The sequence below is a fragment of the Pseudomonas sp. TMW22091 genome, from assembly GCF_022496705.1.
GTDB lineage: Bacteria > Pseudomonadota > Gammaproteobacteria > Pseudomonadales > Pseudomonadaceae > Aquipseudomonas > Aquipseudomonas saxonica.
Window position 1 is genome coordinate 157,149 of the sequence record NZ_SCFI01000003.1, and the last position, 26,847, is coordinate 183,995.

27 protein-coding genes, 1 tRNA gene and 3 pseudogenes are annotated in these 26,847 nt (G+C 54.4%); 21 read left to right on the top strand and 10 right to left on the bottom strand.

Annotation, left to right across the window (positions count from 1 at the left end):
- The first annotated feature begins 21 nt into the window (after positions 1-21).
- From lysA to EQV93_RS07275, 3 genes are all read left to right on the top strand, one after another.
- On the top strand, positions 22-1,263 hold the full coding sequence (gene lysA, locus EQV93_RS07265) for a diaminopimelate decarboxylase (RefSeq protein ID WP_146386260.1): 1,242 nt from the start codon (positions 22-24) through the stop codon (positions 1,261-1,263).
- Positions 1,264-1,441: 178 nt separating this feature from the next.
- Positions 1,442-2,404, top strand: coding sequence for a LysR family transcriptional regulator (locus EQV93_RS07270; protein WP_240891245.1), 963 nt, complete (start codon positions 1,442-1,444; stop codon positions 2,402-2,404).
- Between the two features lie 378 nt (positions 2,405-2,782).
- On the top strand, positions 2,783-3,505 hold the full coding sequence (locus EQV93_RS07275) for a L,D-transpeptidase family protein (protein ID WP_122782645.1): 723 nt from the start codon (positions 2,783-2,785) through the stop codon (positions 3,503-3,505).
- A 262-nt stretch (positions 3,506-3,767) separates the two neighbouring features.
- Here the strand turns inward: EQV93_RS07275 and EQV93_RS07280 are convergent, their stop codons facing one another.
- The 3 genes from EQV93_RS07280 to EQV93_RS07290 all read right to left on the bottom strand — a co-directional run bounded on the left by EQV93_RS07280 (position 3,768) and on the right by EQV93_RS07290 (position 7,128).
- Complete coding sequence (locus EQV93_RS07280) at positions 3,768-4,925, bottom strand: MFS transporter (RefSeq protein WP_240891408.1); 1,158 nt, start codon at positions 4,923-4,925, stop codon at positions 3,768-3,770.
- A gap of 185 nt (positions 4,926-5,110) precedes the next feature.
- A complete protein-coding gene (locus EQV93_RS07285; RefSeq protein ID WP_240891246.1) occupies positions 5,111-5,971 on the bottom strand; it encodes an SDR family NAD(P)-dependent oxidoreductase in 861 nt (286 codons plus the stop codon).
- Entirely contained in the window at positions 5,968-7,128 is a 1,161-nt protein-coding gene (locus EQV93_RS07290; RefSeq protein WP_240891247.1) for a metallophosphoesterase, read from the bottom strand. The genes EQV93_RS07285 and EQV93_RS07290 overlap by 4 nt, the downstream gene beginning before the upstream one ends.
- A 128-nt stretch (positions 7,129-7,256) precedes the next feature.
- On the opposite strand from EQV93_RS07290, the gene EQV93_RS07295 reads away from it, so the two are divergent.
- The 3 genes and pseudogenes from EQV93_RS07295 to EQV93_RS07300 all read left to right on the top strand — a co-directional run.
- Positions 7,257-8,177, top strand: a complete 921-nt coding sequence (locus EQV93_RS07295; RefSeq protein ID WP_146426027.1) for a LysR family transcriptional regulator — start codon at positions 7,257-7,259, stop codon at positions 8,175-8,177.
- A gap of 57 nt (positions 8,178-8,234) precedes the next feature.
- Entirely contained in the window at positions 8,235-8,369 is a 135-nt protein-coding gene (locus EQV93_RS22390) for a hypothetical protein (protein ID WP_272492559.1), read from the top strand.
- Positions 8,362-8,460: pseudogene (locus EQV93_RS07300) on the top strand (zinc-binding dehydrogenase); the annotation flags it as partial. The gene EQV93_RS22390 and the pseudogene EQV93_RS07300, both read left to right, overlap by 8 nt.
- A 217-nt stretch (positions 8,461-8,677) precedes the next feature.
- Here EQV93_RS07300 and EQV93_RS07305 read toward each other — a convergent pair.
- On the bottom strand, positions 8,678-9,124 hold the full coding sequence (locus tag EQV93_RS07305) for a GNAT family N-acetyltransferase (protein ID WP_240891409.1): 447 nt from the start codon (positions 9,122-9,124) through the stop codon (positions 8,678-8,680).
- An 88-nt stretch (positions 9,125-9,212) separates the two neighbouring features.
- Positions 9,213-9,848 (bottom strand): LysE family translocator, encoded by a 636-nt coding sequence (locus EQV93_RS07310; RefSeq protein WP_146386266.1) that lies wholly within the window; start codon positions 9,846-9,848, stop codon positions 9,213-9,215.
- A 294-nt stretch (positions 9,849-10,142) separates the two neighbouring features.
- On the opposite strand from EQV93_RS07310, the pseudogene EQV93_RS07315 reads away from it, so the two are divergent.
- From EQV93_RS07315 to EQV93_RS22505, 3 genes and pseudogenes are all read left to right on the top strand, one after another.
- Positions 10,143-11,222 (top strand): annotated as a pseudogene (locus EQV93_RS07315) (IS1182 family transposase); the annotation flags it as partial.
- A gap of 232 nt (positions 11,223-11,454) precedes the next feature.
- Complete coding sequence (locus EQV93_RS07320; protein WP_240891248.1) at positions 11,455-11,754, top strand: hypothetical protein; 300 nt, start codon at positions 11,455-11,457, stop codon at positions 11,752-11,754.
- A complete protein-coding gene (locus EQV93_RS22505; RefSeq protein ID WP_442968881.1) occupies positions 11,690-11,980 on the top strand; it encodes a GNAT family N-acetyltransferase in 291 nt (96 codons plus the stop codon). The genes EQV93_RS07320 and EQV93_RS22505 overlap by 65 nt, the downstream gene beginning before the upstream one ends.
- 114 nt (positions 11,981-12,094) lie before the next feature.
- Here the strand turns inward: EQV93_RS22505 and EQV93_RS07325 are convergent, their stop codons facing one another.
- Complete coding sequence (locus tag EQV93_RS07325; RefSeq protein WP_240891249.1) at positions 12,095-12,739, bottom strand: hypothetical protein; 645 nt, start codon at positions 12,737-12,739, stop codon at positions 12,095-12,097.
- A gap of 1,728 nt (positions 12,740-14,467) precedes the next feature.
- On the opposite strand from EQV93_RS07325, the gene EQV93_RS07330 reads away from it, so the two are divergent.
- Positions 14,468-15,199 (top strand): hypothetical protein, encoded by a 732-nt coding sequence (locus EQV93_RS07330; protein ID WP_240891250.1) that lies wholly within the window; start codon positions 14,468-14,470, stop codon positions 15,197-15,199.
- Positions 15,200-15,462: 263 nt separating this feature from the next.
- On the opposite strand, the pseudogene EQV93_RS07335 reads toward EQV93_RS07330, so the two are convergent.
- Together EQV93_RS07335 and EQV93_RS07340 are read right to left on the bottom strand one after the other, a co-directional pair.
- Positions 15,463-15,693, bottom strand: a pseudogene (locus EQV93_RS07335) (glycoside hydrolase family 19 protein); the annotation flags it as partial.
- 59 nt (positions 15,694-15,752) lie between these two features.
- Entirely contained in the window at positions 15,753-16,790 is a 1,038-nt protein-coding gene (locus EQV93_RS07340; RefSeq protein WP_240891251.1) for a phage late control D family protein, read from the bottom strand.
- Between the two features lie 151 nt (positions 16,791-16,941).
- Here EQV93_RS07340 and EQV93_RS07345 point away from each other — a divergent pair, with 151 nt between their 5' ends.
- From EQV93_RS07345 to EQV93_RS07355, 3 genes are read left to right on the top strand one after another with little or no spacing between them, the layout of a single operon-like run.
- Complete coding sequence (locus EQV93_RS07345; RefSeq protein WP_240891252.1) at positions 16,942-17,217, top strand: BrnT family toxin; 276 nt, start codon at positions 16,942-16,944, stop codon at positions 17,215-17,217.
- Positions 17,195-17,497 carry a BrnA antitoxin family protein gene (locus EQV93_RS07350; protein ID WP_095002901.1) on the top strand — a complete coding sequence of 101 codons (303 nt, stop codon included), beginning with the start codon at positions 17,195-17,197 and terminating at the stop codon, positions 17,495-17,497. The genes EQV93_RS07345 and EQV93_RS07350 overlap by 23 nt, the downstream gene beginning before the upstream one ends.
- The gene (locus EQV93_RS07355; RefSeq protein ID WP_240891253.1) at positions 17,497-17,901 is read left to right on the top strand and encodes a type II TA system antitoxin MqsA family protein; all 405 of its coding nucleotides are present in this window, start codon (positions 17,497-17,499) and stop codon (positions 17,899-17,901) included. The genes EQV93_RS07350 and EQV93_RS07355 overlap by 1 nt, the downstream gene beginning before the upstream one ends.
- Before the next feature lie 59 nt (positions 17,902-17,960).
- On the opposite strand, the gene EQV93_RS07360 is transcribed toward EQV93_RS07355, so the two are convergent.
- Positions 17,961-18,034 (bottom strand) — tRNA-Cys (locus tag EQV93_RS07360).
- A gap of 377 nt (positions 18,035-18,411) precedes the next feature.
- On the opposite strand from EQV93_RS07360, the gene EQV93_RS07365 reads away from it, so the two are divergent.
- Positions 18,412-18,843 carry a hypothetical protein gene (locus EQV93_RS07365; protein ID WP_122782363.1) on the top strand — a complete coding sequence of 144 codons (432 nt, stop codon included), beginning with the start codon at positions 18,412-18,414 and terminating at the stop codon, positions 18,841-18,843.
- Between the two features lie 160 nt (positions 18,844-19,003).
- Here the strand turns inward: EQV93_RS07365 and EQV93_RS07370 are convergent, their stop codons facing one another.
- Positions 19,004-19,567, bottom strand: coding sequence for a helix-turn-helix domain-containing protein (locus EQV93_RS07370; RefSeq protein ID WP_122782362.1), 564 nt, complete (start codon positions 19,565-19,567; stop codon positions 19,004-19,006).
- A gap of 93 nt (positions 19,568-19,660) precedes the next feature.
- Here EQV93_RS07370 and EQV93_RS07375 point away from each other — a divergent pair, with 93 nt between their 5' ends.
- From EQV93_RS07375 to EQV93_RS07405, 7 genes are all read left to right on the top strand, one after another.
- Positions 19,661-20,590, top strand: coding sequence for a DMT family transporter (locus EQV93_RS07375; protein ID WP_425281169.1), 930 nt, complete (start codon positions 19,661-19,663; stop codon positions 20,588-20,590).
- A gap of 166 nt (positions 20,591-20,756) precedes the next feature.
- Positions 20,757-23,675: a monovalent cation/H+ antiporter subunit A gene (locus EQV93_RS07380; RefSeq protein WP_122782360.1), complete on the top strand. Its 2,919-nt coding sequence runs from the start codon at positions 20,757-20,759 to the stop codon at positions 23,673-23,675.
- Entirely contained in the window at positions 23,675-24,019 is a 345-nt protein-coding gene (locus EQV93_RS07385) for a Na+/H+ antiporter subunit C (protein WP_003446102.1), read from the top strand. Before EQV93_RS07380 ends, EQV93_RS07385 begins: the two co-directional genes overlap by 1 nt.
- Entirely contained in the window at positions 24,016-25,701 is a 1,686-nt protein-coding gene (locus EQV93_RS07390; RefSeq protein ID WP_122782359.1) for a monovalent cation/H+ antiporter subunit D, read from the top strand. Before EQV93_RS07385 ends, EQV93_RS07390 begins: the two co-directional genes overlap by 4 nt.
- A complete protein-coding gene (locus EQV93_RS07395) occupies positions 25,698-26,186 on the top strand; it encodes a Na+/H+ antiporter subunit E (protein WP_122782358.1) in 489 nt (162 codons plus the stop codon). Before EQV93_RS07390 ends, EQV93_RS07395 begins: the two co-directional genes overlap by 4 nt.
- The gene (locus tag EQV93_RS07400; RefSeq protein WP_122782357.1) at positions 26,183-26,461 is read left to right on the top strand and encodes a K+/H+ antiporter subunit F; all 279 of its coding nucleotides are present in this window, start codon (positions 26,183-26,185) and stop codon (positions 26,459-26,461) included. Before EQV93_RS07395 ends, EQV93_RS07400 begins: the two co-directional genes overlap by 4 nt.
- Entirely contained in the window at positions 26,458-26,829 is a 372-nt protein-coding gene (locus EQV93_RS07405; RefSeq protein WP_122782356.1) for a Na+/H+ antiporter subunit G, read from the top strand. The genes EQV93_RS07400 and EQV93_RS07405 overlap by 4 nt, the downstream gene beginning before the upstream one ends.
- Positions 26,830-26,847 lie beyond the last annotated feature (18 nt).

The following is a 26,847-nucleotide window of genomic DNA, read 5'->3' on the forward strand; positions in this document are numbered from 1 at the left end:
TATTTTTCTTGAGTTGGGCCTATGAAAACCGTACCCGTGAAGCGCCTTCAGTACCTGGCCGAAAAATTCGGCACGCCCTTGTGGGTTTATGATGCCCAGACCATTCGTGACCGCATCAATGATCTACGCCAGTTCGATACCATTCGTTTTGCACAAAAGGCCTGCTCCAATATCAACATCCTCAAGCTCATGCGCGAGCAAGGTGTCCAGGTAGATGCGGTTTCTCGAGGAGAAATCCTTAGAGCACTGGCCGCAGGATATTCGTGTCAGGACAACGAAGAAGCCATCGTTTTCACCGCAGATCTTATCGATGAAGCGACGTTAGCCACTGTGGTGGAGCATGCCATTCCAGTTAACGCCGGTTCGATCGATATGCTCGAGCAACTGGGCGCCATCGCACCCGGGCACAGAGTCTGGCTGAGAATCAACCCGGGCTTTGGCCATGGCCACAGCAAGAAGACCAACACAGGGGGCGAGCACAGCAAGCACGGCATCTGGCATACCGATCTGGGTGCGGCGCTATCGGTTGTCCGCAAGCACAACCTGCAATTAATCGGGTTGCACATGCACATAGGGTCCGGGGTGGATTATGAGCACCTGGCCAGCGTCAGCAAAGCCATGCTCGATCTCGTGCAGCAAGTCAAAGACGCAAAAGCAACCCTCTGCGCCTTGTCAGCAGGCGGCGGGTTGTCGGTCCCTTACACCGCGGATGAACCGGAACTCGATACTCGCCACTACTTCAGCCTGTGGGATGCTGCGCGCCAGAAAGCCGAGCACATTCTGGGTAATAAGCTGCGTCTGGAGATCGAGCCCGGCCGGTATCTGGTGGCTCAGTCAGGTTGCCTCTTGAGTGAAGTACGCGCCACCAAGCAGGTCGGCAGCAATCACTTCGTACTTCTCGACGCAGGCTTCAACGAGCTTATGCGCCCGTCCATGTACGGCAGTTATCACGGTATCGAATTGCTGGATGCAAATGCATCCGGGCGCCCCCTGCAAGCCAGCGTGGTTGCAGGGCCGTTGTGTGAAGCAGGTGACGTCTTCACGCAAGCGGAGGACGGAACAGTACTCTCCCGACTGTTTCCCCAATGCAAAGTGGGCGATCTCATCGCCATTCGCGACACCGGCGCTTATGGTGCCTCGATGTCTTCGAACTACAACACCCGCCCATTGATCGCAGAGGTGCTGATCGAAGGGGCCGATGATGTACTGATCCGCCGTCGTCAGCGAGTGGAGGAGCTCTTGGCACTGGAAGAGAGAAATTAACCACTATGAAAAGCAGTGACCACGGGACCACAACAGCAATAGCCGAGTTCGGTCCCAGAAAAGTGATATTTGCGGAGCGATTTGCAGATATCAAAACTTTGGGGAGATGTAGTGAAAGGTTGGAATGTATCCTGCCTCTGAAGGTTACGAATGCATATCGCTGGTTTAGAGCGCTTTTATGATCAACTTGCGACATATCGAAGTTTTCCGCGCCATTATGACGGCGGGAAGTGTCACCAACGCCGCTCAAATGCTGCACACCAGCCAACCCACCGTCAGCCGGGAGTTGGCGCGCCTGGAGTACCTCGTAGGATTCGAACTGTTTGAGCGCGGGCGTGGCCGCCTGCACGCAACGGCACGGGCAGTAGTTTTGTTCCAGGAGGTAGAGCTCGCGTTCATTGGCCTGGACCGCATCGTCTCGTTCGCAGAGAGCCTGAGTCGCTTTTCACAGGGCGCATTTTCTGTGGCCTGTATTCCCGCCTTTTCTCATGCGCTGCTCCCTCAGGTTTGTAAAAACCTGATAGCCAACCATCCGGGTGTCAGTGTCGAGATAGCGCCCCTGGAGTCGCCTTGGCTTGAGGAACAACTGACACTTCAGCGCCACGATGCCGGACTCACAGAGCATGATGAAGCCCCGCCCGGCACTGAGTTGCAACTGCTGATGAGCGTGGACGAAGTATGCATCTTGCCTGATGGCCACCCTTTGCTTGAGAAACATGTCCTGTCGCTGGAAGATATCAGGGATCAAACGTTCGTCAGTTTTAGCAAGGGGGATCGTTACAGGAGAGTGCTTGATGTCATGTTCAAGGACGCGGGAATCGATCGATTTATCCAAGTGGAAACCCACAGCGCCGTTTCAGTGTGCTCGATGGTGCAAGCGGGGCTGGGTATTGCGATTCTCAACCCCCTGACCGCGATCATGTTTCAGGGGCAAGGTGTCAATATTCGTCCTCTTGCCTTTTCATTACCCTTCCAGATCAGTCTGGTTAAACCGCTTTACCGCTCTCCAACTCCCTTCCAGCAACATTTCGCTGAATCCTTGCAATTAGAAATATCCCTGCTCGCCAAACAACTAGCCATTCTAGGCGTGAGCGTGACCCTTGAAAGCATGGATAACTTGCCAACAATAGCCCCCTTATAAAATCCGACCCGCCTATAACATCGCCCCCTGACTTTAAATACATCTCGCAAGAACAGGGGGCACCCATTTAGTGCAACCAAATACTTAGCGATGGTTGTTCATGCCTTACCACACCGCCCCGCCGGGGGTTGCCAAGGTCAATTAAGGTGCGCGGCATGCGCCCTAATTGCAACATATCGAGAGTGAATGATCGCCTAACAAATAAGCATTTTCCGCCTTTCCCAGTGACTGATAATTTCATCCGAACACGCTAAATAACGAAATAACTATTTTATATACATCGCTCTAGTGCGCCGTATTAATCCGCGCACGTTTAAATTGATAACTACCAATACCCCCAGCAATGCTATTCCTCTTATCAGTCAAGGATCCATACTAATGAACCCACTCATCAAGAGTTGCTCATTGTTGCTACTGCTGTGTTCAAACTTGGCGTTGGCACAAATTCCCGAAACCAGTAGCCAACTGGTCGTGGTAACCACTTCCGACTGGGACGCCACTCAAGGCAAGGCACAGCGCTATGAGCGCAATGGCCAGGACTTTCAGAAAGTCGGTGACGCGTTCCCCATTGTGGTGGGTAAAACCGGGTTAGCCTGGGGCAGCGGCATCATGCCTATCGGCCTCGGCGAACAACCTGTAAAACGTGAAGGCGACGGTAAGGCGCCTGCAGGCATATTTACCTTCGGCAGCGCGTTCGGGTATGAACCTACGGCCAATACCCGGCTGCCCTACACCGTCAGCACCGACGCCCGAGAATGTGTGGATGACAGCCAATCGAGTCACTACAACACGTTGGTCGACAGCTCAGCCGTGAGCAAAGACTGGAACAGCTCAGAGCAAATGCACCGCAAGGACGAGTTATATCACCAAGGCATTGTCGTGGAACACAACACGTCAGCAGCAGCCAATAGCGGCTCATGCATTTTCATGCACATCTGGCAATCCAGCAGCACCCCAACTACTGGCTGCACCGCCATGGACCCGCAGAATATCCAGCTCTTGTTCACGTGGTTGAACCCTCAGAAAAACCCGCTGCTGGTACAAATGCCTGTGGCGCAATATGAGCTTTACAAGGATCGCTGGAAACTTCCGGAGCGTTGAAAATAGCGCAGCAGCGGGCACGATACAGAGAATCATCTAACCATCGCGCCATGCTTCCCTGCCTCGCGCCCGCATGCTGTTACTGCGCTGGCCTAAAACGATACCGGCAGCGTTCAAAACCCTGCCGGTATCAACTCCTGCGCGTCACCTTCACATACTGCTCCTGGTCAGCTCAGGCTTACCGTGAACCCATCTCCTGAATTTGAACCGTGCACGATGAGACGCTCTGAATTCACCGGGTCATGCCTCGCCCTCGCACTTACTAAATTGCAGCGCTGTTCGACATGGAACGCTTTTCAACACCGATGGATATAGCGAAAAAGATGATGCCGAGAACGGCCAGACCGGCGCCAACCCATCCCGTTGATGCCCACCCGAGCCCACCAGCGATGGCGAGTCCGCCTAGCGATGCACCGACGGCGTTAGATATATTGAATGCACTGTGATTGAGGGCAGCGGCCAGGGTTTGAGCTTCACCAGCGACATTCATCAGGCGCACCTGAAGGGCTGGCACCAGTGCGAATCCGCAACCGATCAGAAACAGTACAGCCAACGTGCCAATTCCAGAGGATGCAAAGATAGAGAAGCCCGCCAGGAACACCGCATTCCAAATCATGATGTAGAAGATTGCAGGTACTAGAGCGCGGTCTGCCAACCACCCGCCTATCAGGTTGCCCACAATCATCCCGATTCCCCAGAGTGCCAGAACCATAGGTACTTGGCCGGATGAGAAACCTGTGAGCTCGGTAAGCGTCGGCGTGATGTAGCTATACACAGAAAACATACCGCCGAAGCCGATTGAAGCGGTGGCCAGCGTTAGCCAAAGCTGAGGCTTTTTGAGGCCACTGAGTTCAGATTCAGGACTCGCAGACTCGTCGCGAGGGATGGTTGGGATGAATATCCAAAACAGGATAATGGCAATGGCTCCTCCCGCAGCGAGAGCCGCGAACGCACCTCGCCATCCGAAAAGCTGACCAACCCACGTGGCAGCAGGTACACCGACGACATTGGCCGCTGCCAACCCCGCCATGACATAGCCGGCAGCTTGGGCTTTTCGGTTTTCAGCCACCATGGTCGCGGCCACTAGACAGGCGACGCCGTAATAGGCTCCATGCGGCAGACCGGCCAGGAAACGTGCTCCCAGCAATGTCGTGTAGTTCCAAGCCAATGCGCTGGCTCCGTATCCAACTGCAAATAGCGCAAGGAGCGCGATCAGCAGTGCCTTTCGCGGCCAACGTGCGGCGAGAATCGCAATGAGCGGTGCACCGACCACGACCCCAAGTGCGTAGGCAGTGATGTAGCCGCCCGCAACGGGTATGGAGACGTCTGTGCTCGACGCCAAATCCGGAAGCAAACTCATGGACGCGAACTCACCCGTCCCGATGAATAAGCCTCCCAGGCCAAGCATCGTGATGGCCATGCCTGTGCCATGCGGGACGTCGATGGCCGGCTGGGATTGCGAAATGTTTGTATCGATACTGCATTGACTGGTCATCAACTATGCCTGCGATGAAGCGGTACCGAGGGCACCCTATAACAATGAAGATGAATGGCACCTACCTAATGGAGGTGCCAACAATGGGCTTATGCGCACGCTACCTGCGCCTACTTGTCGGCAATATCTGCAATGTAATCAGCGAACTTGTCCGAATACCCATCGTGCCAGCGGGACAGTGCTGGACGATTCTGGATCATGTCGTCTGCCGCCCATTGCATACGGCGTTGATCAAGCTCCCAGCCAGCTTCGTTGTCTTCACAGAAAATATAGAAATCCCCCTCCGCCATTCCCTTGACCAAACGATCCGCGACTTGATCAGCAGTCCACGGGCTGTGCGGCTTTTGCGTATCACGAGTCATGCCAGGGAAGTTCATAGGTGTGAACGTGTACCCAGGTATCAGGAGGTGCGCAGAAATACGATCACCAACCTTCTCGCGCAACTCGTGCGCCAGTTGTTCAGTGAGGACTTTGACCGCCGCTTTAGAGAGCGAATACGCCGCGTTTCCAGGGCGAGTAGTGATGCCTTCCTTCGAGCCAAGGTTGACGATGGCGGCAGCCCCACTTTGGGAAAACATCGTTTCCACGAAAAGCTGCTGAAGCGTCAACACACTCCAGAAGTTGATATCCATCAGCGTTCGCCATTTGGATATGCCGTCCCATGGGCCGGCGCCCTTGATGATGGCCGCGTTGTTCACCAACAGAGACACCTCACCAAACCCACATGATTTCTCATAGAGTTGGTGAAGATCGCTTTCGCAGGTGACATCGCCCTCGATCGCCAGCAGCTTCACGTCAGGGAATTCGTTGCGTAGTGCCTTGGTCGCAACGTCCAATGCAACGGCATCGCGATCAAAAAGAACGATGTTCATCCCCTCACGGGCAACGCGACGTGCAATGGCGTACCCAATACCAACGGCTGCCCCGGTAATGACCGCAACGGCACCTTTGCGAATGGCTGGATGATTCATAGGAATGTTCTCCTGGCTGTATGTTCGTTAAGAGTTGGACTGGCCCGCAGTACAAACTCCGTAATTTCGGCAGGGACACCGAGGCGGATCGGAAAACCATTCCACAATGCAGTGCCGTTGCTGACGTAGAGCTTCATTTTGCCGACGTCATAGCTGCCCGAAACAAAGCCCTGATTGGCGTACCCAGCTACCAAGTCCAAGCCACTGATCATGCCGCCATGGGTGTGTCCCGAGAGTTGCAAACCAACCCCAGCAGCAGCCGACGCCGACGCACCCGCCGGGCGATGTTTCAACAGAATCGTCGCGGTACCCTTCGGCGCGCCATCAAGCGCCTGGACCAATTCAGGGCCCTCATGGCCGTATGCTTGAGCAACCTCATCTGTCACTCCTGCAACCACTAACTGATCTGCGCCTTTACGAAGAATGGCGTGCTCATTCACCAGAACGCGCATACCCAAACGCTGGAATTCCGCGATCCATCGGTGGGCATCGAAGTAATATTCGTGGTTTCCGGGAACAGCGAAGACACCCAAGGGAGCAGTCAGTTTGCTCAGCGGCGCCACGTCCTTCTTCCGGGCGTCGACGGTGCCGTCAATGAGATCTCCAGTGATAAAAATCACATCGGCGTTGAGTGCATTGGCACGCGACACAACACCCTCTACCCAGTCAGCCTGGAAAAGACGACTGATGTGCAGATCGGTGAGCTGCACTATGCGCAGTCCATCAAAAGATCGAGGCAGGTTCTCCACCGTCACATCAATGCGTCGGACCCCTGGCAACTGCACCGCTTGATAAACACCCACTGCCGACAGGACCAGCGCCGAAACTGCGATAGCGGTACGCAGTCGTCCACCAACAACATTTTTCCAAGGCACCTTGCGACAGGCAGCGACAATGCCACTGACCCCATCAGTTAACAGCGTGAGCACCAGCACCAGAACAAAAGCGCAGAAAAGCCAGCCATTAATCAAGACAATCGCTCGCGGCACCTCAGGCGAAAACATCGTTCCGTAAACTGCGATGAGAACGAGGTGATACTTTGAAATGATGAGCAGCACTGCCGCCAAAAGCACACGCCAACCGCGACCGATAGGCAGCGGAGCGACGAAGCGCCATAGGACGTACAGGTAGGCAACTGTCAGGTAGATATGGAACACAGTTAAAACACCACCCTGTGGGTTGACGCGGTAATCGTTGAGTGGAATTAATAGTAACCGAGATGAATCCCGCGATTGATTAGCGAGATTGCATCAGCCATTGAATTCAGCTCAACCATGGATGCGTCATGCCTGTACTGCCCACCACACGGCTATCTCGTGCAGACCTCGCCGATCTAAATTCCTTTCTCGCAGTTGAGAGGATGCGAAGTTTTACCCATGCGGCAGTCGAACTCGGTATCACGACCTCCGCGCTGAGTCATGCCATCCGCAATCTGGAAAGTCGGCTTGGGGTTCGGCTGTTGAATCGCACAAGCAGGACGGTATATCCAACCGATGCAGGAGCCGCTCTTGCCAAGCGATTGGCCGTGGGTTTCACCGAGATAAGCGGCGCTCTGGCGGCGCTGGATCGTCACCGAGATAGGCCTTCGGGCAGACTCCGTCTCAACGTGTTGGCTGATGGCGCACGTTTACTGTTTACGAAGTTTCTTCCTCAATTTCTGGAGGCCTACCCTGAAGTCTCAGTCGAAGTCGCAGTTGACGACAGGATGGTAGATATTGTGTCTGCGGGCTTCGACGCAGGCATTCGTTTCGGCGACACGATCCCCGAGGATTACATTGCCGTTCGACTCAGCGAGGAGTTGCGTTGGGTGGCAGTAGCTTCCCCTAGATATCTAAATGCTAACGCTCGCATCCTGATTCCTGAAGACTTGAAGAACCATAACTGCATTCAGATTCGAACGGGCAACGGAGTCATCTACCGCTGGGATTTTGAAAAAGAGGGTGATCACCAAACCATTGATGTCCCTGGACAGCTGTGCGTGAACGAAACGACCTTCGGAATTGAGATGGCACTTGCAGATCGAGGGATCACGTACTGCCTCGAAGAACGCGTCAGTGGTCACTTGGCTCGCGGGGAGCTCCAAATTGTGCTCCCGGACTGGGCCCCCATCGAACCGGCGTTTTATATTTACTACCCTGGTCGTCGGCAAATGCCGCCTGGTCTTCGTGAGCTGGTGGATCTGTTTCGAGCCGGCCTACCCTCTTGATCCAATGATCAAAGCTGACGGCGTCGGTATCTTGCTGGTAGCAGTCGGGGGACTTCCTTGCCCGATCTCGACCAAATGACCGCCGAACAACTGAGCACACTGGCTGCGCAGCTGATGTCCAAGGTCGATACCCAGAGCCGAAAACTCGAAAGCTTTGAATGCCTGCTTTTGGTCGACTCTGTTGGTGATTGACCGCACCTTCCCGTTTGAATCAACGGCCGAGGCGTTAAAGTATGTCGAACAGGGACGAGCCAAAGGCAAGGTCGTTGTTACGATTAAATGAATACTCGACTATGGATGAGTAGACCGAAGTACCCGAGCAACTTTTAGTACACCGGTATTCTTCATCCTGACTTAGCGAGTTGACTCCACTTGAGTTGCCGTAACGGGTAGCGCAGCAAACAGACGCCTTGCCTGTTGCAGGCCGTGGCCGGAGTAAATACAGCGCCTCGCCGCCGACGCTGGAAAAGTACCGCCAATTTGGGTCAAGCCGCACTTGGTCAGGTGAGGGTTTTTTCGAAGTAAACGCGCTTGAACCCGTCTTTCGTACGTTGTCCCACCTTCACATACCCAAGCTTAGGATAAATCGAGAGGTTGTCGGTCATCTTCTCATTGGTATAGAGATGTACGCCGTTGATGCCGCGCTGCCGAGCAGCATCTTCACAAAAGCTGATCAACGCCCTGCCTACACCGTGTCCGGCTGCGCTGGGCAAGACGGCCACGTTTTCCAGCAAGATATGCTCCTCTTCGGCATAGAACACAATGAACCCCTGAAAGATGGCTTGGTCATCCGTCGCCACGTACACCATTCCTGCCGCTATCTGAGTGACGAAATCGGCGACCATCGGAGCTGGCTTGCGCCCGATCATTGGAACATAACGAGCATAGGCCTGTTCGGCACAATCTCTGATCTCGGGCTCATCGTCTGCTTCGGCTAGCCGGATCATATCGGTCGCTTGAGTTGGAGGAGATTCTATATTGTTCAACTCACGTCCCTGCCGCAACATCTAAGGCGTCTACCATGACCTTCACGATTTAGCGCCTCCATTCGACAGCCATGCGCACGGCCAAGCCCGCGAGAACCGTCCCCATCAGCCCGCGCTGCACGATCTGCCACGAGGGTCTGCTTGCAAGAAATATCGCGATAGAGCCAGCCATCACGGCAATCAGCGCGTTGACGCTCACGCTAATGACGATCTGCGTAAAGCCAAGCCCGATGGATTGCGCCAGGACGCTGCCGTGGCTGACGGGGCTAATGAACTGGGGCAACAGCGACAAATACATTACCGCGATTTTTGGATTCAGCAGGTTGGTTACAAAGCCCATCATGAACAATTTACGCGGGCTGTCCTTGGGAAGGTCGCGCACCTGAAACGGAGAACGGCCACCGGGCTTGACCGCCTGCCAGGCGAGGTAGAGCAGATAGAGCGCGCCGCCCAGGCGCAGGGCGTCATACGCATAGGGAACAGCCAGTACCAAGGCCGTGATGCCAAATGCGGCACAAAGCATATAGACGACGAAACCCAATGCCACGCCGCCTAAGGAAATCAGTCCAGCCATTCGTCCCTGGCAGATCGACCGCGAGATGAGATAGATCATGTTTGGGCCGGGAGTCAGCACCATGCCAAGTGAGATCAGGCCGAAGGCAAACAGGTTTGACAGTTCGGGCATGGCGTAACTCCTAGGAAGAAATAACGAATCGAATGCTTCGCTAAATCAGCATAAAACGGCTTTCGCCATCTCTGATGGTATGCACCTGGATGGAGCGGGTGATAGTAGTGAAGCCTAAGGGGCTGTGTTAGATACAGATTGACGAGCAAAACGTCATACAGAAGTCGCTGTAGCTGGTATCCGCCCCCCCAGAATACGTAGCGACTTCATATTGAGCGGTGGCTTGCTTCATAGCGCATCTAAAGCGCTCTGACATAGTCAACAACGGGCATTATGGATGACTGCTTTTGGTGGATTCGCGGCGTCTGCCGCCAGTTCGTTTTGCTCTGCCAGCAGTTGGGGTTGTTTAGCGAAAATTTGGTCGCTATCGACGGCAGCAAATTCAAGGCGGTGAATAACCGCGACCGCAATTTCACTAGCGCCAAACTGAAGCGGCGCATGGAAGAGATTGAGACGAGCATCAACCGCTATTTGGCCGCGCTAGATGCGGCTGATCGGCAAATACCTAGCGCCTGCGCGCCAGACACTGCGAGCCTGGAAGATAAAATCGCCAAGCTCAAAGCGCAGATGAAAGAGCTTCAGGGGATTGAATCTCAGCTGAACGAATCGCCAGACAAACAGGTTTCACTGACCGATCCGGATGCCCGCTCAATGATGACGCGCGGCAGCGGTATCGTCGGCTACAACGTGCAGACGGCGGTCGATACGCAGCACCATTTGATCGTTGCCCACGAGGTCACCAACAGCGGTTCCGACCGTGACCCACTCAGTTCAATGGCGAAGCAGGCTCGTGAAGCCATCGGCGCAGAAACGTTGTCGGTAGTCGCGGACCGAGGCTACTTCAAGGGTGAAGAAATCCTGGCATGTCACAACACAAACATCACCGCCTACGTGCCAAAGCCGATGACCTCAAGCGCCAAGGCTGAAGGTCGATTCAACAAAGATGCCTTCGTTTATGACGCAACGAAAAACGAATACACCTGCCCGGCTGGAGAGGCGTTGATCTGGCGTTTCTCCAGCGTCGAGAAAGGTATGAATATGCACTGCTATTGGAGTTCAAAATGCCAGAGTTGCACGCTGAAAATCCAGTGTACTCCAAGCACAAATCGTCGAGTAAGGCGCTGGGAACATGAAGCTGTGCTGGAGGAAATGCAGGGCCGGTTGAACCGCGCGCCAGAGATGATGAAGGTTCGAAAAAGGACTGTTGAGCATCACTTCGGGACGCTCAAGCAATGGATGGGGGCAACGCACTTGCTGACTCGAAAACTTAACGGGGTGAGTGCGAAGATGAGCTTGAATGTGCTCGCCTACAACTTGAAACGCGTGATGAAAATCATCGGCACCGAAGGTTTGTTGAAGGCGATGGCGGCGTAAAAAGCCCAGCTTTTGCTGCTCTAAGAGGTGCCCAAGCGCTTCATAAACGCTCTGGCGCGTTACCGACGCTGATCATGGCAAATGCTCGAGAAACCGCCTAGCCCAGGAGCACTGGGCTGAGGAACCCAGGCTACGAAAGTGTTTTTACACACTCTGGGCCAATAGCGGTCATTGCGATGTGGATGCCTCAAGCCATATGCTTAATCTCGTTTAGATTTGTAATGAGCAGATGATGAATTTAATCGATTTCGAAACAAAGCACTTCCCGGTCCTTCGCAGTTGGCTCAGCAGCGAGCGCGATGTGGTGCAGTGGGGCGGACCTGAGCTGACTTATCCGATCACCGACGATCAGCTTGAACAGATGATCATCGACGGGACAACGGCACCACCAAAGCGCCTATCTTGGATGGCTGTTAACGCCACTCAAGCTCTGGTAGGCCATGTCCAATTTGCTGTGGACTGGAGAAATGGCGTTGCAAGGATTGGACGCGTCATGGTCGCGCCAACAACGCGGGGGGCAAGGACTAGCTAAATCGTTGCTGAAAGCGGCATTGCAACAGGCATTCTCTCATCCGGAAATTGAGAGAACTGAGCTAAACGTATATAGCTGGAACAGTGCCGCTATCCGAACCTACAACAAAGTCGGCTTTTTTCACGAGGGAGTGAGGCGGTCGTCTGCCAAAGTTGGTGACGAGAGATGGGACACCGCAATCATGAGCATGCTCCGTTCGGAATGGGAAGCGGGACTACCTAAATGACCGGTTTGGGTCGAAAGCAGCCCCTTAAGGCCGGCAACTATCGACCCTCCGCTGCCACCTGCTCAAAGCTATGCTGCCAGTGCTGCTGTCATTGATTCAAGTGCGCAACCAAGCTCAGTCAACGCCATCATCGAAATCGAAACCGCCTTCTGCAACGCTTAGGTGGTCTGACTCAGGATGGTCGAACAATTCACCGAGATAACTCATCAAAATGCGAAGGTTTCCTGCTGAATCCAGGAGCCACTGTGAGGTTATTGATGCCAGGTGTGTCGGCTTGAGCTTGGGAAAGCTGTCTTCGTGGGTGACGTCGGGCTTACCAGGCCGCCACGGACCGCATATCTTTTCAGGTTTTCCATGTGCCAACTTGTCTTGAATTTTAAAAATATTTACGGCGAACTGTAGGGGGCCTTGAGCCCAATTCGCCTGCGCACCTGCCGCGCTATGCAAAATTTCTATCTTTTTGCGCCAAGGTAACCTTTCAATTTCGTCCCAAAACGAGATCTGACGAGAGCCTGGGGTATTGACGTAAGCCTCGATGGAAAAGGCCATGAACACAACGACACAGGGGTATTCTCCTTCAGTCAGCTCTCTTTTCTTCAATCGGCCAATCATCAGGTAGAAGGCTTGCAGTGCTGTTGACTGAGCCGTGAAGTGCATATACGGCCGCCACTGAACTGTCCCCATGAAATTTTTCTTCCATTCGAAGTGAGCGAGGATAAGTGCAATTTGGTAAACCGAGAAGGCTTGGGAAAGTTTCAACTTTTTCGGCAGCAGGTAGATCAGCCGGCATGATGCCGCAGGGTGGGCAACGTTGTTTCAGCCCCTTAGGTAACGACGAAAGTCCTCCAATTTAAGGATTGAAGTGGCTACTTGCGGAAGCGATCCTAAAAGTTGCGGAAGTGATCCTCAAATCACAGACATAAAAAAACCCCGTAGACCTTGATCTACGGGGCTTTCGAATGTGGAGGCCGAAGCCGGAATCGAACCGGCGTGGGCGGATTTGCAATCCACTGTTTTTTTATATAAATCATAAATTTAGCTGATTTTCAATTCCGCAGACACTTCTAATTTGCTCGGCTGAATCTCAGGTAAATAAAGGGTCGCGTTTTTAGGTGCGGAACTGATTTAGATCCTATGAGCCAGATGTCAAAGGATAGGGATTCGAACGTTTTCTGCGTGCATTCCGCGCCGCTACAGACCGTGAAGGCGGAGTATTTAGTGCACTATCTAAAGCCTATACCGGCCTGATGAGGGCTCACATTGCCCTAATTAACGGCTTTTATAAGGTTTGTTATCCGCCTGCCTGGACAGCGGTTCATGATAGTCATGAACTCTGCCATTAGATGACGTTATTGCAAGGGTGGAGACTTTCCAGACCATCAGCGAAATGAGCCACAGTAAACGTCATGTTTTAAAGAGCAAAAATACTATCCACACAGGTAGCAGGATCACCACGGGGAGCACGATCAGAAGAACGAGGCCCTGAACGACATACCTCCAACGGTAGAGTCTGGTCCCTTCAGTAGCGTCCCTGGCATCCTTCCAGACATCCCAGAGTTCGAAAATTCTGAGAAATTCAAGAAGGTCTAGAATAGTAATAAGCACTTATGATCCTTCTTCAAGAATGATGACAGTGATAGCGCGCCGGGCAATTATCGGTCAATCGTAACTGCTGGCGAACGATCGATTTCGACCCATAGCGGATATGCTTAAATGCCGTTACGGTGTTGGCAATCCTAGTCGACGTGCCTCCTCACTCACATTCATTTTTTTTACGCCCATGAGCGTGGGCCGATGGCCAAGCAGGTGAGTTGCAGGTTCCATACTGTCATTCGCAGGCACGAGTAATGCCTGCAAGCTCTCTGCATCGATAACTCCCCAGTTGGATAAGTCGAAACAACCGCTGCCGCTGCATACCGCTTGGTAGACGATTCGTGGGGCACTGCTTGCATCTGTGTCACACGCGCCGCCAATGAAATCGACGTTGCTGTACCGTAGGAGTGTCGAACGTGAGCCTCGTTCTACACGCAGCATGACTTCAGCGCCTTCAGTCGATCGTAATGGCGGGGTCGTGTCGACGCTCATAGTGACTGTAGCTTCACCACACTGGAAAATCTGATCGGCCAGAACTGATTGAGAAGCTATTGTGAGCAGGAGTGAACAAGCGAATTTTCGTAGCATGCTGGTAGCTCAGAAAACAAAAACGGATGCTAGCAGACCTGCCTGCTAGTCGGATGAAATCCATATACATGCAAATTTATTAAGTCTGTACTAGGCAAAAAGCGGACGTTAGCGAGTGACCGCTTTCGGCCAATAGCGGACACTCAACCAACTATCCCGCAGTTCTTAAAAACCGCCCATCTACCCTAATAAATACAGCTACCTTCATAGCAGTGCTCCTTGGAACGACATTATTGTGTGATAAGTTTCAGTTTATTTTAGTGGTGTCGGTTTTAACCACACCACACCTCAAGGAAGGTTCATTGAATGAACGCGTCGTATAAAAACAGCCATATCAACGAAACGATGGACGTCCTCAAAGAACTCAGTCAATACAAGCCCCGATCAGCAGCCGAGCGGCGAACCGGCTTCGAATCAAGATGTGAGCAAATTTCCAATTGGAGTATGGGGGTAGCTTTCATGCTGATGATGCCGGCATGGGGCTTGGCATCATGGGCCTACTTCGGGGGCTCGCTACATGAATGGGTAAAGCTTGTTGCACTGATAATAGTGACTCTTTCATGCGTGCTGGCAATTTTGGCATTGCTACTGCCTATCCTGGTGTCCGGCTTGTTATTATTTCGATGGAAGGATATTTCGCTTCAAAACCTGCTGGATGACATCAAGCACGAGCAAGCTATGGTTTTTGTCCTGTCCAACCATAACGATGAAGCTCTCGTCGATGCAAAATGCTGGCTTGAGTTGAAAATCAAACGTATTGAGGCTCGTATCACTCACATTTTCGGCGATAAAAGTGCAGTACTGGGCTTACTCGCTTCCGGGTATTTTTTTGCCAAGGAATTTGGAGGTGCCGCCGGTGGTCTCAAATGGATAGGGGGCACGATCAGCTCCGAAGTGACGCTACAAAACTTTCCCAACTTGGTGTTAGTGATGATATGCGCGGGGATTGTCGGACTATCGCTTGGCTCCGTGATGGTGAGGCACCTTGCGGCACGTTATCGTTATCAAGTGGAGTTGATTGATATGGCCAAGCGTTAACAGATTCTATGGCAGCAATTGACGGTAATGCAGTCTTGGGAGGCTAGGACCTGGAGCACTAGCGGAGAAATCCAAGCTTTACATCTCATATCCAACACAGGGAAGCGACGAGTGCAGAAGATTTTAATAAGTCAGCAAGAGCTTGACGAGGGTTCGGGACAGTTCAACGAATACATGCAGTATGTAAAGCATCGACTTTCTGTTGATCTGGATCCTCGGACAGCTTTTTTTTCAGTCGTGTCGCTGATTAGCAGGGACGGACTCAAAGTTGAACTTGGCTCATTTCGGGATGCCGCCGCGCATGGCCCCCAGATCTCTTTCACGTACTTGAGCTGGCCGGACTCATGCCCGATCTGGGCAATGAATGCCGCTACGCGCTTCAGGCCAACGATCTGGTAGTGGTTCATGGAAGTGTTTAGGGCAGACACAAAAACGCCGGCTGATTGGCCGGCGTTGGGGAGGATCTGCAGGAGTTGTTGCTGTCTTATCGGCATGGGGTTCGTCCTTACGAAGAAGCCCATACAAGGCGGGCTGCTTGTAGAGCTGCTGCGGGTTACAGTTGAACGATTTTCAGCGGCGCTTTCGGCGGTTTGCCTTTGGCCTTGGCTTTGCCTTTCTTGCCGCCATTGCATTCAACAGTAGTGCTCCAGCCGCTTTGGGTGAATACCTGCTCGACCGAGTCGACCTGGTATTCACCATCAAGTCCGACCTTGAAGCCTTGGGCATTAATGCTGCGTTCGGCAAACAGGTCGGTGCGCCCGGGCATTTCCAGACGAACTGCATCAGTCGAACGGTTGAAGGCGGATAGCCGAGCCTTGGCCGCTTGTTCTGCGGCGGATTTGTTGGGGTAGATATGGCGGTCGGTATGCACTGGCGGCAGGCCGTCCGGGGCGTCGTCGTTGGCCAGGGTGATGATTTGCAATTTGCCCGTCTTGGGGGCCTGATGCTGTGTGCGCACGGCTTTGTGGGTGCTGCGATCGGCAAGGCGAAACTGCCAGCGGCTGACATCGCTACGGGTCAAGGTGATCGCGCCCAGTAGCTTGCCGCTTGCGCTTTGTCCGGGCTGGCGTTGCATGACCAGTAGTTTGCCATCAGCCACTTTGGCGGTGCAGTCGTACTGTTTGGCCAGGCGGGTGATGAAGTTGAAATCCGACTCGCTGAGCTGATCCGCACGGGGGACGGCAATGGCCAGCGGGCACACCGGCTGCCAGCCGTTGCGGGCGGCCACATCACTGACGATGCTGGCCAGACTAACGCCCTCCCAACTCCCGCTGCGGGTGGTTTTGCCACTGCCGCGCATGTCGCTGGCCCTGCCCCTGATCACCAATGTGTCCGGCGGGCCGGACAGTTCGACTTCATCCACGGTGTAACGTCCCATACGGCTCAGCGCGGCACCGGTGTAGCCGAGGAATATTTCGATAGTGGTCCCGCGACTCGGCAGGGATACGGCGCTGTCGCGATCATCTATGCGCAGTTCAAAGTCGTCGGACTCCATGCCGGGCTTGTCCGTGGTCCGCAGTAACAACAGGCGGTCGTTGATTAGGGCGGTGATGTCGGCACCGTCGGCGACGATGCGAAAGGTGGGGGTCATACAGGCTCCTGCGGGGAAAAATCCCACACGATAATCGGAGTAAAGAAAGATTTAAAAGGCTCTAAAACAAGCTAGTTTTGCTGCACGTCATCGGTCTATTTCTCGCCAGACGCGACTTGCCTGCTTATTTTTTTGTGAGTACGATAAAATAATGATCGTTTACGACGAAGCCAAACGCCAAGCCAACCTTGCCAAGCATGGTCTGGATCTGGCGGATGCAGGCTTGGTGTACGACGCGCCAAACAAGATCACGCTCTGCTCACCTCGCGAGGGTGAAAGCAGATTGATGGACGTGGCGATGGTCGAAATTGTGGGTATCGTACTTGTGCTCGTCTACGTTGAACGCGACCAGGACATCCGGGCAATTTCATTGCGCCGCGCGTCGAAACAGGAGAGAAAATATTATGCAAGCCTCCAGCAAGACTGACTGGGAACGGGTCAAGCGCGAAGCGGCTGCCGATGCGCCGATCGCACAGGACTCCCAGGCGCTGTATGACCCCAATGACCCGGCGGCTGTAGACGCCTTTTTTGAACAGGCAACGGTGCGCCGTCGTGGCGAGCGAGGCCCACAGAAAGCGCCGGTCAAGGAGCGGGTCACTTTGCGCCTTTCCCCCGAGGTGGTGGATTACTTCAAGGCAGGCGGCAGTGGCTGGCAAACGCGACTGGATCAGGCGTTGCAGCAGTATGTGCAAGAGCATCAGCGTTAATGAATTGCCCAGTTTGCGGCGCGGCAGCGAGGGTGATTCAAACCCGGGATCTGCCGTATGCCTACAAGAACGCATCTACATCGATACCAGTCGTTACTGGCGCCTTCTGCCCGACCTGTGGAGACGCTGTGCTGGATGCCAGCCAATCAACCCGTGTCAGTGGTGCAATGCTGGCCTTCAACAAACAAGTGAATGCCGCGATTGTAGATCCGGGCTTTATCACCACCGTGCGCAAAAAACTGGATCTTGACCAACGTGAAGCGACCGAGATTTTCGGCGGTGGCGTGAATGCGTTTTGTCGAATTCAGCTCATTAGCAAGGCAATTAGCGCTGGAATGCATGCACTGCATAATCACCCGAACCATCGCCTAAATTTCGCAATAAAAGCCAGATTGCGGAACTGATCCTCAAATCGCAGGCATAAAAAAACCCCGTAGACCAAGGTCTACGGGGCTTTCGAATGTGGAGGCCGAAGCCGGAATCGAACCGGCGTGGGCGGATTTGCAATCCGCTGCATAACCATTTTGCTATTCGGCCAAATATTTTTGAACTCAGATATTCAAGATCAAAAATAAAATCTTGCTCGTACGATCAAATCGTCTCAAGCCTATGAATCTTCAGACATTCAGGTGGTTGCCCTGAGCTGATGGCGCGCATTATGTACGAGAAGAACGATGCTGGCAACCCCCTGAATTCTAATAATTTTTAGTAGATCACCCAGCCCGCTGTCTCACGTCATTACCCTCCCGTTTTTGCAGGCTCGCATCAATCTACAAGGTGGATCTGCCTGTCCTACTAAACGCGTCACTTTTGCCCACAGCCTCTGACGTTGGCCGACTTCCACCCACTAAGTGCTGACGTAAAGTCTCGCCGCCGTTAACGAACGGACTGACGCACTTTTTTGGAGCTTTGCAATGAACAAATTATGGATGTCTGCAGCTGCTGCTGTAGTGGTATTGACTACAACAGGCTGCATGAGCCACAACGTTAGCCAGCCTAACGCTCCGATAGCAGGCACTGTAACTGCCGACCTGAAGGCAAACATTGACGTAGGCGGGGAAATTACTGGCCAGTCAACTTCAAACATTTTGTTTGGCGTGCTGAAAATCAGTGGCGACAGCGAGTTCGCAGACGGTGTGACCTATGGCGGTCCTGCTCCAGCTTTCAGCCTGCCAGATCCAATATCGGCGACCAAAGCCGCCGCTGCGTACAAAGCGGTCAAGAGCTCAGGCTCTGATTTGATCGTTGCCCCGCGCTATGCCGTGTCTGTTGAAGACTATTTCATCTTCAAAAAGGTGAATGTGACCGTGACCGGCAACAAAGGCAGCATCAAAAACATTCGCTAAGTGATTGTATGCTCCAGTCTGCTGTGCAAATGGCTCTCGGGCTGATTCCCCCAGTCAGTACATACCCCGCTTGCGCAGTCTCAGCTGAGGAGCTGCAAGAGCCGCGAGCGCCTATTGTCAGCAGCCTGGTTCGGCGGGACTCATGTCCCGCCACCTGCCCTCATATCACTACATTGCGGATAAAGCGCAGGACCACATCACCATCGTTGCGGTAAGCATGAGGCTTGTTACTGGGGTACATGTAAAACTCGTTCGCACCTACCAGCAGTACTTGATCGTCAATGACCAAGGTCAAGCAGCCTTCAAATACGTAGAGCTGTTCGCTCCAGCCTTCGGCATCTGCCTGAGACTGATACTGCTCCCCCGGCTCCAGTGTCCATTCCCACAACTCCACTTCTTTTTTGGCCACAGCCTTGGCCAATAACACGGCTTTACTTCGTGCTGTTGATCCCGTCCAGGCCACTTCATTGATACGACTGGTATCAGCGGCCCCCGGTGCTTGTATCAAGTCACTGAATGCGACATCCAACGCTTCGGCTACACGATCGAGGGTGCTCAAACTGACATTTTTCTCGCCCGCTTCTATAGCCACCAACATGCGACGACTGACCCCCGACACTTCGGCCAATGAACTCTGGCTCATGTGCGCAAGCAGTCTCAGACGTCTTACGTTCTGGCTGACATGTTGTAAAACCGATGCGCGCTGTGAATTTTCTTTGGGCACTATATTGCTCACCTTGTGGGGCTGCGCAGTATACTGCTCAGCTTTGGCGCATTGTGCGTCCCACCACCGGCAGCGTGCAAGGCAATGACGATGTTGAAACATTCCAAACTGTTATCTCTTACGTCCCGTTTCAGCAAGGCCGAGTGCGTTCTGATCCTCATTACTGTGGTCTGGGGCATGACATTTCTACTCGTCCAGAACGCGTTGACGTCAAGCGGTCCGATGTTTTTTGTCGGCCTGCGTTTTGCTGCTGCTGCCCTGTTCGTGGCCTTGTTTTCGATTCGCAACCTGCGCGGCTTCACGGCGCTGGAAATAAAGGCTGGGGTGTTTATCGGCGTGGCTATCATGCTCGGTTACGGTTTGCAGACCATCGGTTTACAAACCATTCCCAGTAGTCAGTCAGCTTTTATTACCGCCCTCTATGTCCCTTTCGTACCACTTTTACAGTGGTTGGTACTGGGGCGCCGGCCAGGTCTGATGCCGAGCATAGGGATCGTTCTGGCATTTTCAGGATTGATGCTGTTGTCCGGGCCTGGCGGCGCATCGCTGAACTTCAGCCCAGGTGAAATCACAACGCTGATCAGCGCTATTGCCATCGCCGCAGAAATAATCCTCATCAGCGCCTATGCTGGCAAGGTCGATGTTCGCCGAGTCACGGTCATACAACTGAGTACGGCGTCTCTATTGGCGTTCTTGATGACAGTTCCCACACAGGAGGCCATCCCTGATTTCTCATGGCTTCTGTTAGCCAGCGCGCTGGGGTTGGGTGCTGCCAGTGCCGTGATTCAGGTTGCCATGAACTGGGCACAGAAGAGCGTTTCGCCTACTCGGGCCACGCTTATTTATGCGGGAGAACCGGTCTGGGCGGGGATCGCAGGGCGTTTGGCCGGCGAGCGCTTACCCGCCATTGCCTTGCTTGGTGCGGTGCTGATTGTTGCGGCAGTCATCGTGAGTGAGTTAAAACTCAAGGGTAAAGCTCTCGGTGATACGGAGGCGAAGCCTAATAATAAAGCCTGTGACTGATGCTCTAGGCACAACCCCACACTCTAATGCGCATATACAGGGAGGTAATTGAGCAGTGTCACTGACTCTTTGCACACATTTTGTAGGATTCATCTCCAGCTTGCTTATTGGTGATCGACCTGCCGCCACGTATGATCGCTCACAAACTCCTGCAGATTAGAAGCCTATGTCCCTGATAGTTCTACTGCTTCTGCCCTTTGTAGGCAGCTGTCTGGCGGCTGTTTTGCCGCACAACGCGCGTAACAGTGAATCCCTGCTGGCTGGTCTGATTGCTCTGATCGGTACAATCCAGGTTGCCCTGCTCTACCCACAAATCGCACACGGTGGCGTGATTCGTGAAGAGTTTATGTGGCTGCCCAGTCTTGGGTTGAATTTCGTCCTGCGCATGGACGGGTTCGCATGGCTGTTCTCGATTCTGGTATTGGGTATTGGCACGCTGGTGTCGTTGTATGCCCGCTACTACATGTCCCCTGATGATCCGGTACCGCGCTTCTTTGCTTTTTTTCTAGCCTTTATGGGGGCGATGCTCGGCCTGGTCATTTCAGGCAATTTGATCCAGATCGTGTTTTTCTGGGAGCTCACCAGCCTTTTTTCTTTCTTGTTGATTGGTTACTGGCACCATCGCTCAGATGCCCGACGCGGCGCCTATATGGCGTTGATGGTCACAGGCGCGGGCGGGTTGTGCTTGCTGGCGGGGGTCATGCTGCTTGGCCATGTCGTCGGCAGCTATGATCTGGATGCCGTGCTGGCAGCAGGCGACAAAATTCGCGCCCACAGCCTGTATCCGATTCTGCTTCCTCTTATCCTCATCGGCGCCCTGAGCAAAAGTGCGCAATTCCCGTTTCACTTCTGGTTGCCCCATGCCATGGCGGCACCGACACCCGTCTCGGCTTATCTTCACTCGGCAACCATGGTCAAGGCCGGTGTGTTTTTGCTCGCCCGCCTCTGGCCCTCGCTGTCGGGTACTGAGGAGTGGTTCTGGATCGTCAGCGGGGCTGGCGCCTGCACTCTAGTGCTCGGCGCCTACTGTGCAATGTTTCAAAACGACCTCAAGGGCCTGCTGGCTTATTCGACCATCAGCCACTTGGGCCTGATAACGTTGCTGCTTGGTCTAAATAGCCCTTTGGCTGCCGTCGCTGCGGTGTTCCACATTCTTAACCACGCGACCTTCAAAGCGTCACTGTTTATGGCCGCGGGCATCATCGACCATGAAACGGGTACACGGGACATCCGCAAACTCAGCGGTCTGTTCAAGCTAATGCCCTACACCGCGACGCTGGCCATGGTTGCCAGTGCCTCGATGGCAGGCGTGCCGTTGCTGAACGGTTTCCTCTCCAAAGAGATGTTCTTCGCCGAAACAGTGTTTATCAACTCCACCGCCTGGGTTGAAATCGCCTTGCCGGTGATCGCTACCATCGCCGGTACTTTCAGCGTTGCCTACGCCCTGCGCTTTACCGTGGACGTGTTCTTCGGCCCACCGCCCACCGACCTGCCGCTAACACCCCACGAGCCGCCGCGCTGGATGCGTGCCCCGGTTGAGCTACTGGTGTTTACCTGCCTGATGGTCGGTATTTTTCCAGCGCATACCGTAGGCCCATTACTGGCCGCTGCTGCGCAACCGGTGGTGGGGGGTGAACTGCCTGAATACAGCCTTGCCATCTGGCACGGTTTGAATGCACCGATGATCATGAGCCTGATCGCCATGTCCGGCGGCATCCTGCTGTATGTAGTACTGCGCAAACAACTCAAGCTGGGCCGTTATGCGTTGCCCCCACTGATCAGATTCTTCAATGGCAAGCGCTTCTTTGAGCGCAGCGTGGTGGTACTGATGCGCGGGGCACGGCGCATTGAGCGGCGCATCAGCACTCATCGCCTGCAAAGCCAGCTATTCCTGCTCATCATGGTCGCGGTCATTGCAGGCCTGATTCCCATGTACAACGGCGGTCTGAGCTGGGGTGATCGGCCGAAAATACCGGGGTCGATCGTCTTCGTGACCCTGTGGCTGCTGGCAATTGCCTGTGCATTGGGCGCTGCCTGGCAAGCCAAGTATCACCGTCTGGCAGCGCTGACCATGGTCAGCGTCTGCGGTCTCATGACCTGCGTGACCTTTGTATGGTTCTCGGCGCCTGATCTGGCGCTGACCCAATTGGTGGTCGAAGTGGTGACCACCGTGCTTATTCTGCTCGGCCTGCGCTGGCTGCCTCGTCGTATCGAAGAGGTCTCTCCACTGCCCGGCACGTTGCGCAGAGCGCGTATCCGTCGTCTGCGCGACTTGCTGCTGTCCGCTGCAGTAGGCGGCGGAATGGCCTTGCTGTCTTACGCCATGCTGACGCGACAGACCCCAAACGATATTTCCTCGTTTTACCTCAGTCGCGCCTTGCCTGAAGGCGGCGGCAGCAATGTGGTCAATGTCATGCTGGTGGACTTCCGGGGTTTCGACACGCTGGGTGAGATCACCGTACTGGTCGCTGTGGCGTTGACGGTATTTGCCCTGTTACGTCGCTTCCGCCCTCCAAAAGAAAGCATGCAATTGCCCGCCCAACAGCGCCTGCTGGCCAAGGACGTCGTCACTGACCTGGTTAATCCGCGCAGCGCCAGCGATACCGCCCTGGGCTTTATGATGGTGCCTGCCGTGCTGGTGCGCTTGCTGCTGCCGATTGCTTTTATGGTGTCGATGTATCTGTTTATGCGAGGCCATAATCAGCCAGGTGGCGGCTTTGTCGCCGGGTTGGTGATGAGCGTCGCGTTTATCCTGCAATACATGGTGGCAGGTACGCAGTGGGTCGAAGCGCAGATGAGTTTGCGACCTTTGCGCTGGATGGGCACAGGCCTGCTGTGCGCCACTCTGACCGGGGTTGGCTCGATCCCGCTGGGCTATCCGTTCCTGACAACCCATACCGCGCACTTCAATTTGCCACTGCTGGGCGATATCCACGTCGCCAGCGCACTGTTTTTCGACATAGGCGTTTACGCCGTCGTAGTCGGTGCCACCTTGCTGATCCTCACGGCACTGGCGCACCAGTCTGTTCGCGCCCATCGCCCAGGTAATCAGCCTGGCGCTCAACCCAAGACGGGAGCCGCCTGATGGAAGAAGTCATTGCAATTGCAATTGGAGTACTCGCGGCGTCCGGGACCTGGTTGGTCCTGCGCCCGCGTACTTTTCAAGTGGTCATGGGCCTGTGCCTGCTGTCCTATGGGGTCAACCTGTTTATCTTCAGCATGGGCAGCCTGTTTATCGGCAAAGAGCCGGTGATCAAGGACGGCGTGCCACAAGACCTGCTCAATTACACAGACCCGCTGCCACAGGCTCTGGTTTTGACCGCCATCGTCATCAGTTTTGCCATGACCGCGCTGTTTCTGGTGGTCTTGCTGGCCTCTCGAGGCCTGACCGGTACCGACCACGTTGATGGCCGGGAGCCTAAAGAATGAATTTGATGCCCCATCTGATCGTCGCGCCCATTTTGCTGCCGTTGCTCACAGCGGCATGCATGCTGTTACTGGGTGAAAAACGTCGCCCGCTCAAGGCCCGAATCAACCTGATCTCCACCTTGACGGGTGTGGGCATTGCGGCCTTGTTGCTGCTCTGGACTCAACAACAATCAGCGCCAGCCGCGATCGGCGTATACCTGCCCAGCAACTGGAATGTTCCGTTCGGGATTGCCCTGGTAGTCGATCGTTTATCCGCCTTGATGCTGGTATTGACCTCAATCATGGCCAGTTGCGCACTGCTGTTTGCCATGGCGCGCTGGGACCGGGCCGGCGCCAGCTTTCATGCCCTGTTCCAGATACAGCTGATGGGCCTGTACGGCGCATTCCTGACCGCAGACATTTTCAATTTGTTTGTGTTCTTCGAAGTGCTGCTCGCCGCTTCCTATGGATTGATGCTTCACGGTTCAGGCAAGGCACGCGTGTCCGCGGGCCTGCATTACATCTCCATCAACCTGCTGGCATCTTCTTTGTTCCTGATCGGTGCGGCCTTGATTTACGGCGTCACTGGCACGCTGAACATGGCGGATCTGGCGCTTAAAATTCCGCTGGTTACGGAAGCCGATCGCGGCCTGTTGCATGCTGGCGCGGCCATTCTGGCCATCGCCTTTCTGGCCAAGGCAGGCATGTGGCCCCTTAACTTCTGGCTGGTCCCTGCCTATTCGGCTGCCAGCGCACCGGTCGCCGCCTTGTTCGCGATCATGACCAAAGTCGGGGTGTATACCCTGCTGCGGCTATGGACACTGCTGTTTTCAGGGCAGGCTGGGGCTTCGGCCTACTTTGGCAGTGACTGGCTGATTTACGGTGGCATGGCCACTATTGTCTGCGCCGCCATTGCCATTCTTGCGGCCCAGCGTCTGGAGCGCCTGGCCAGTCTGAGCATTCTGGTGTCCGCAGGCATCCTGCTGTCGGCGATCGGTTTCGCCCAGCCCAACCTGACCGCTGCAGCACTGTTTTATCTGATCAGTTCTTCGCTGGCCTTGTGTGCCTTGTTCTTGCTGGCTGAGTTGATTGAGCGCTCACGCTCTTCCAACGAAATGATGCTGGAGGACGATGTCGGTCAACTGCCAAGTCTGATGGAGTCATTGAACCCACCAAGGGGCACCAATCTGGATGACGAGCAAAAAGCCGTCGTCGGGCAGATCATTCCCTGGACCATGGCCCTTCTGGGGTTGAGCTTTATCGCCTGCGCGCTGCTGATCATTGGCATGCCACCCCTCTCCGGCTTTATAGGCAAGCTCAGTCTGCTCAACGCATTGCTCAACCCTTCCGGGTTGGGAAATGCACCCGACGCACCGATCTCGACTGCCGCGTGGTGCCTTGTGGCCCTATTGATACTCTCAGGTCTGGCGTCCTTGATTGCGTTTTCGCGAATGGGCATTCAGCGTTTCTGGACTCCTCTTGAGCGGCCCTCGCCCTTGCTGCGTCGCTATGAGTACATCCCCATTGTGCTGCTGCTTGGTTTGACCGTGGTGTTGACCTTCAAGGCCGAGCCCGTTTTGAATTACACACAAGCCGCGGCCGACAGCCTGAATAATCCCGAGCATTACGTCATGTCGGTGATAGGCACGCGCCCCATACCGAGCCCTGAAGCCAAGGCGGCGATGCTGGAGGTACAGCCATGAAGCGTCTTTTTCCCGCGCCATGGTTGTCTTTGTCGTTATGGGTGCTGTGGCTACTGCTCAATCTCTCACTGAGTGCCGGTAACCTGTTGCTCGGTGCAGTGCTGGGCTTTCTCGCGCCACTGATGTTCGCGCCGCTGCGACCGCTGCCCATCCGTATTCGCCGCCCCGGGGTGATGATCAAGCTGTTCTTTATGGTGGGCCGTGACGTTGTCATGTCGAACATTGCCGTGGCCTGGGGTGTGCTCAGGGCGGGCCACCATCCGCCGCGCTCGCGTTTTATAAAAATTCCGCTGGATTTGCGCGATGCCAACGGGCTGGCTGCCTTGTCGATGATTACTACAGTGGTGCCGGGCACTATCTGGTCAGAGCTGGCGTTGGATCGCAGCGTTCTTCTGTTGCATGTGTTCGACCTGGATGACGAAGTGACGTTTATCGAGCATTTCAAAACTGCCTACGAACGCCCCCTCATGGAGATCTTTGAATGAGTGCCCTGCTCTCCAATGCCATCTTGCTCAGTCTGTTTATATTCAGCGTGGCCATGGTGCTGACCGTGATCCGGCTGTTCAAGGGACCGTCTGCTCAGGATCGGGTACTGGCCCTGGACTACCTGTACATACTGGCGATGCTGATGATGCTCGTGCTGGGCATCCGTTACGCCAGTGACACCTATTTTGAAGGCGCACTGCTGATTGCTCTGTTCGGCTTTGTCGGTTCGTTTGCACTGGCCAAATTCCTCTTGCGAGGCGAGGTAATCGAATGAATTCAATCAGCGAGTTATCACTGTGGATCGAAATCCCGGTGGCCGGGCTGCTGGTGTTGAGCAGTGTGTTTGCTCTGTGCGGCGCTATCGGATTGCTGCGTCTTAAAGACTTTTTCCAGCGTATGCACCCACCCGCACTGGCATCGACCCTGGGCGCCTGGTGCGTGGCACTGGCTTCAATCCTGTACTTCTCGGCGCTCAAGTCGACACTGGTACTGCACGCGTGGCTGATCCCGATTCTACTGGCGATCACGGTACCCGTGACGACGTTGCTGCTGGCTCGAACGTCATTGTTTCGCAAGCGCATGGCTGGTGAAGATGTACCGCCGGAAGTCAGCAGTGGCGGGGGCAATGAAGGCGGGAGCTAAAATTTTTAGCCCCCGTGC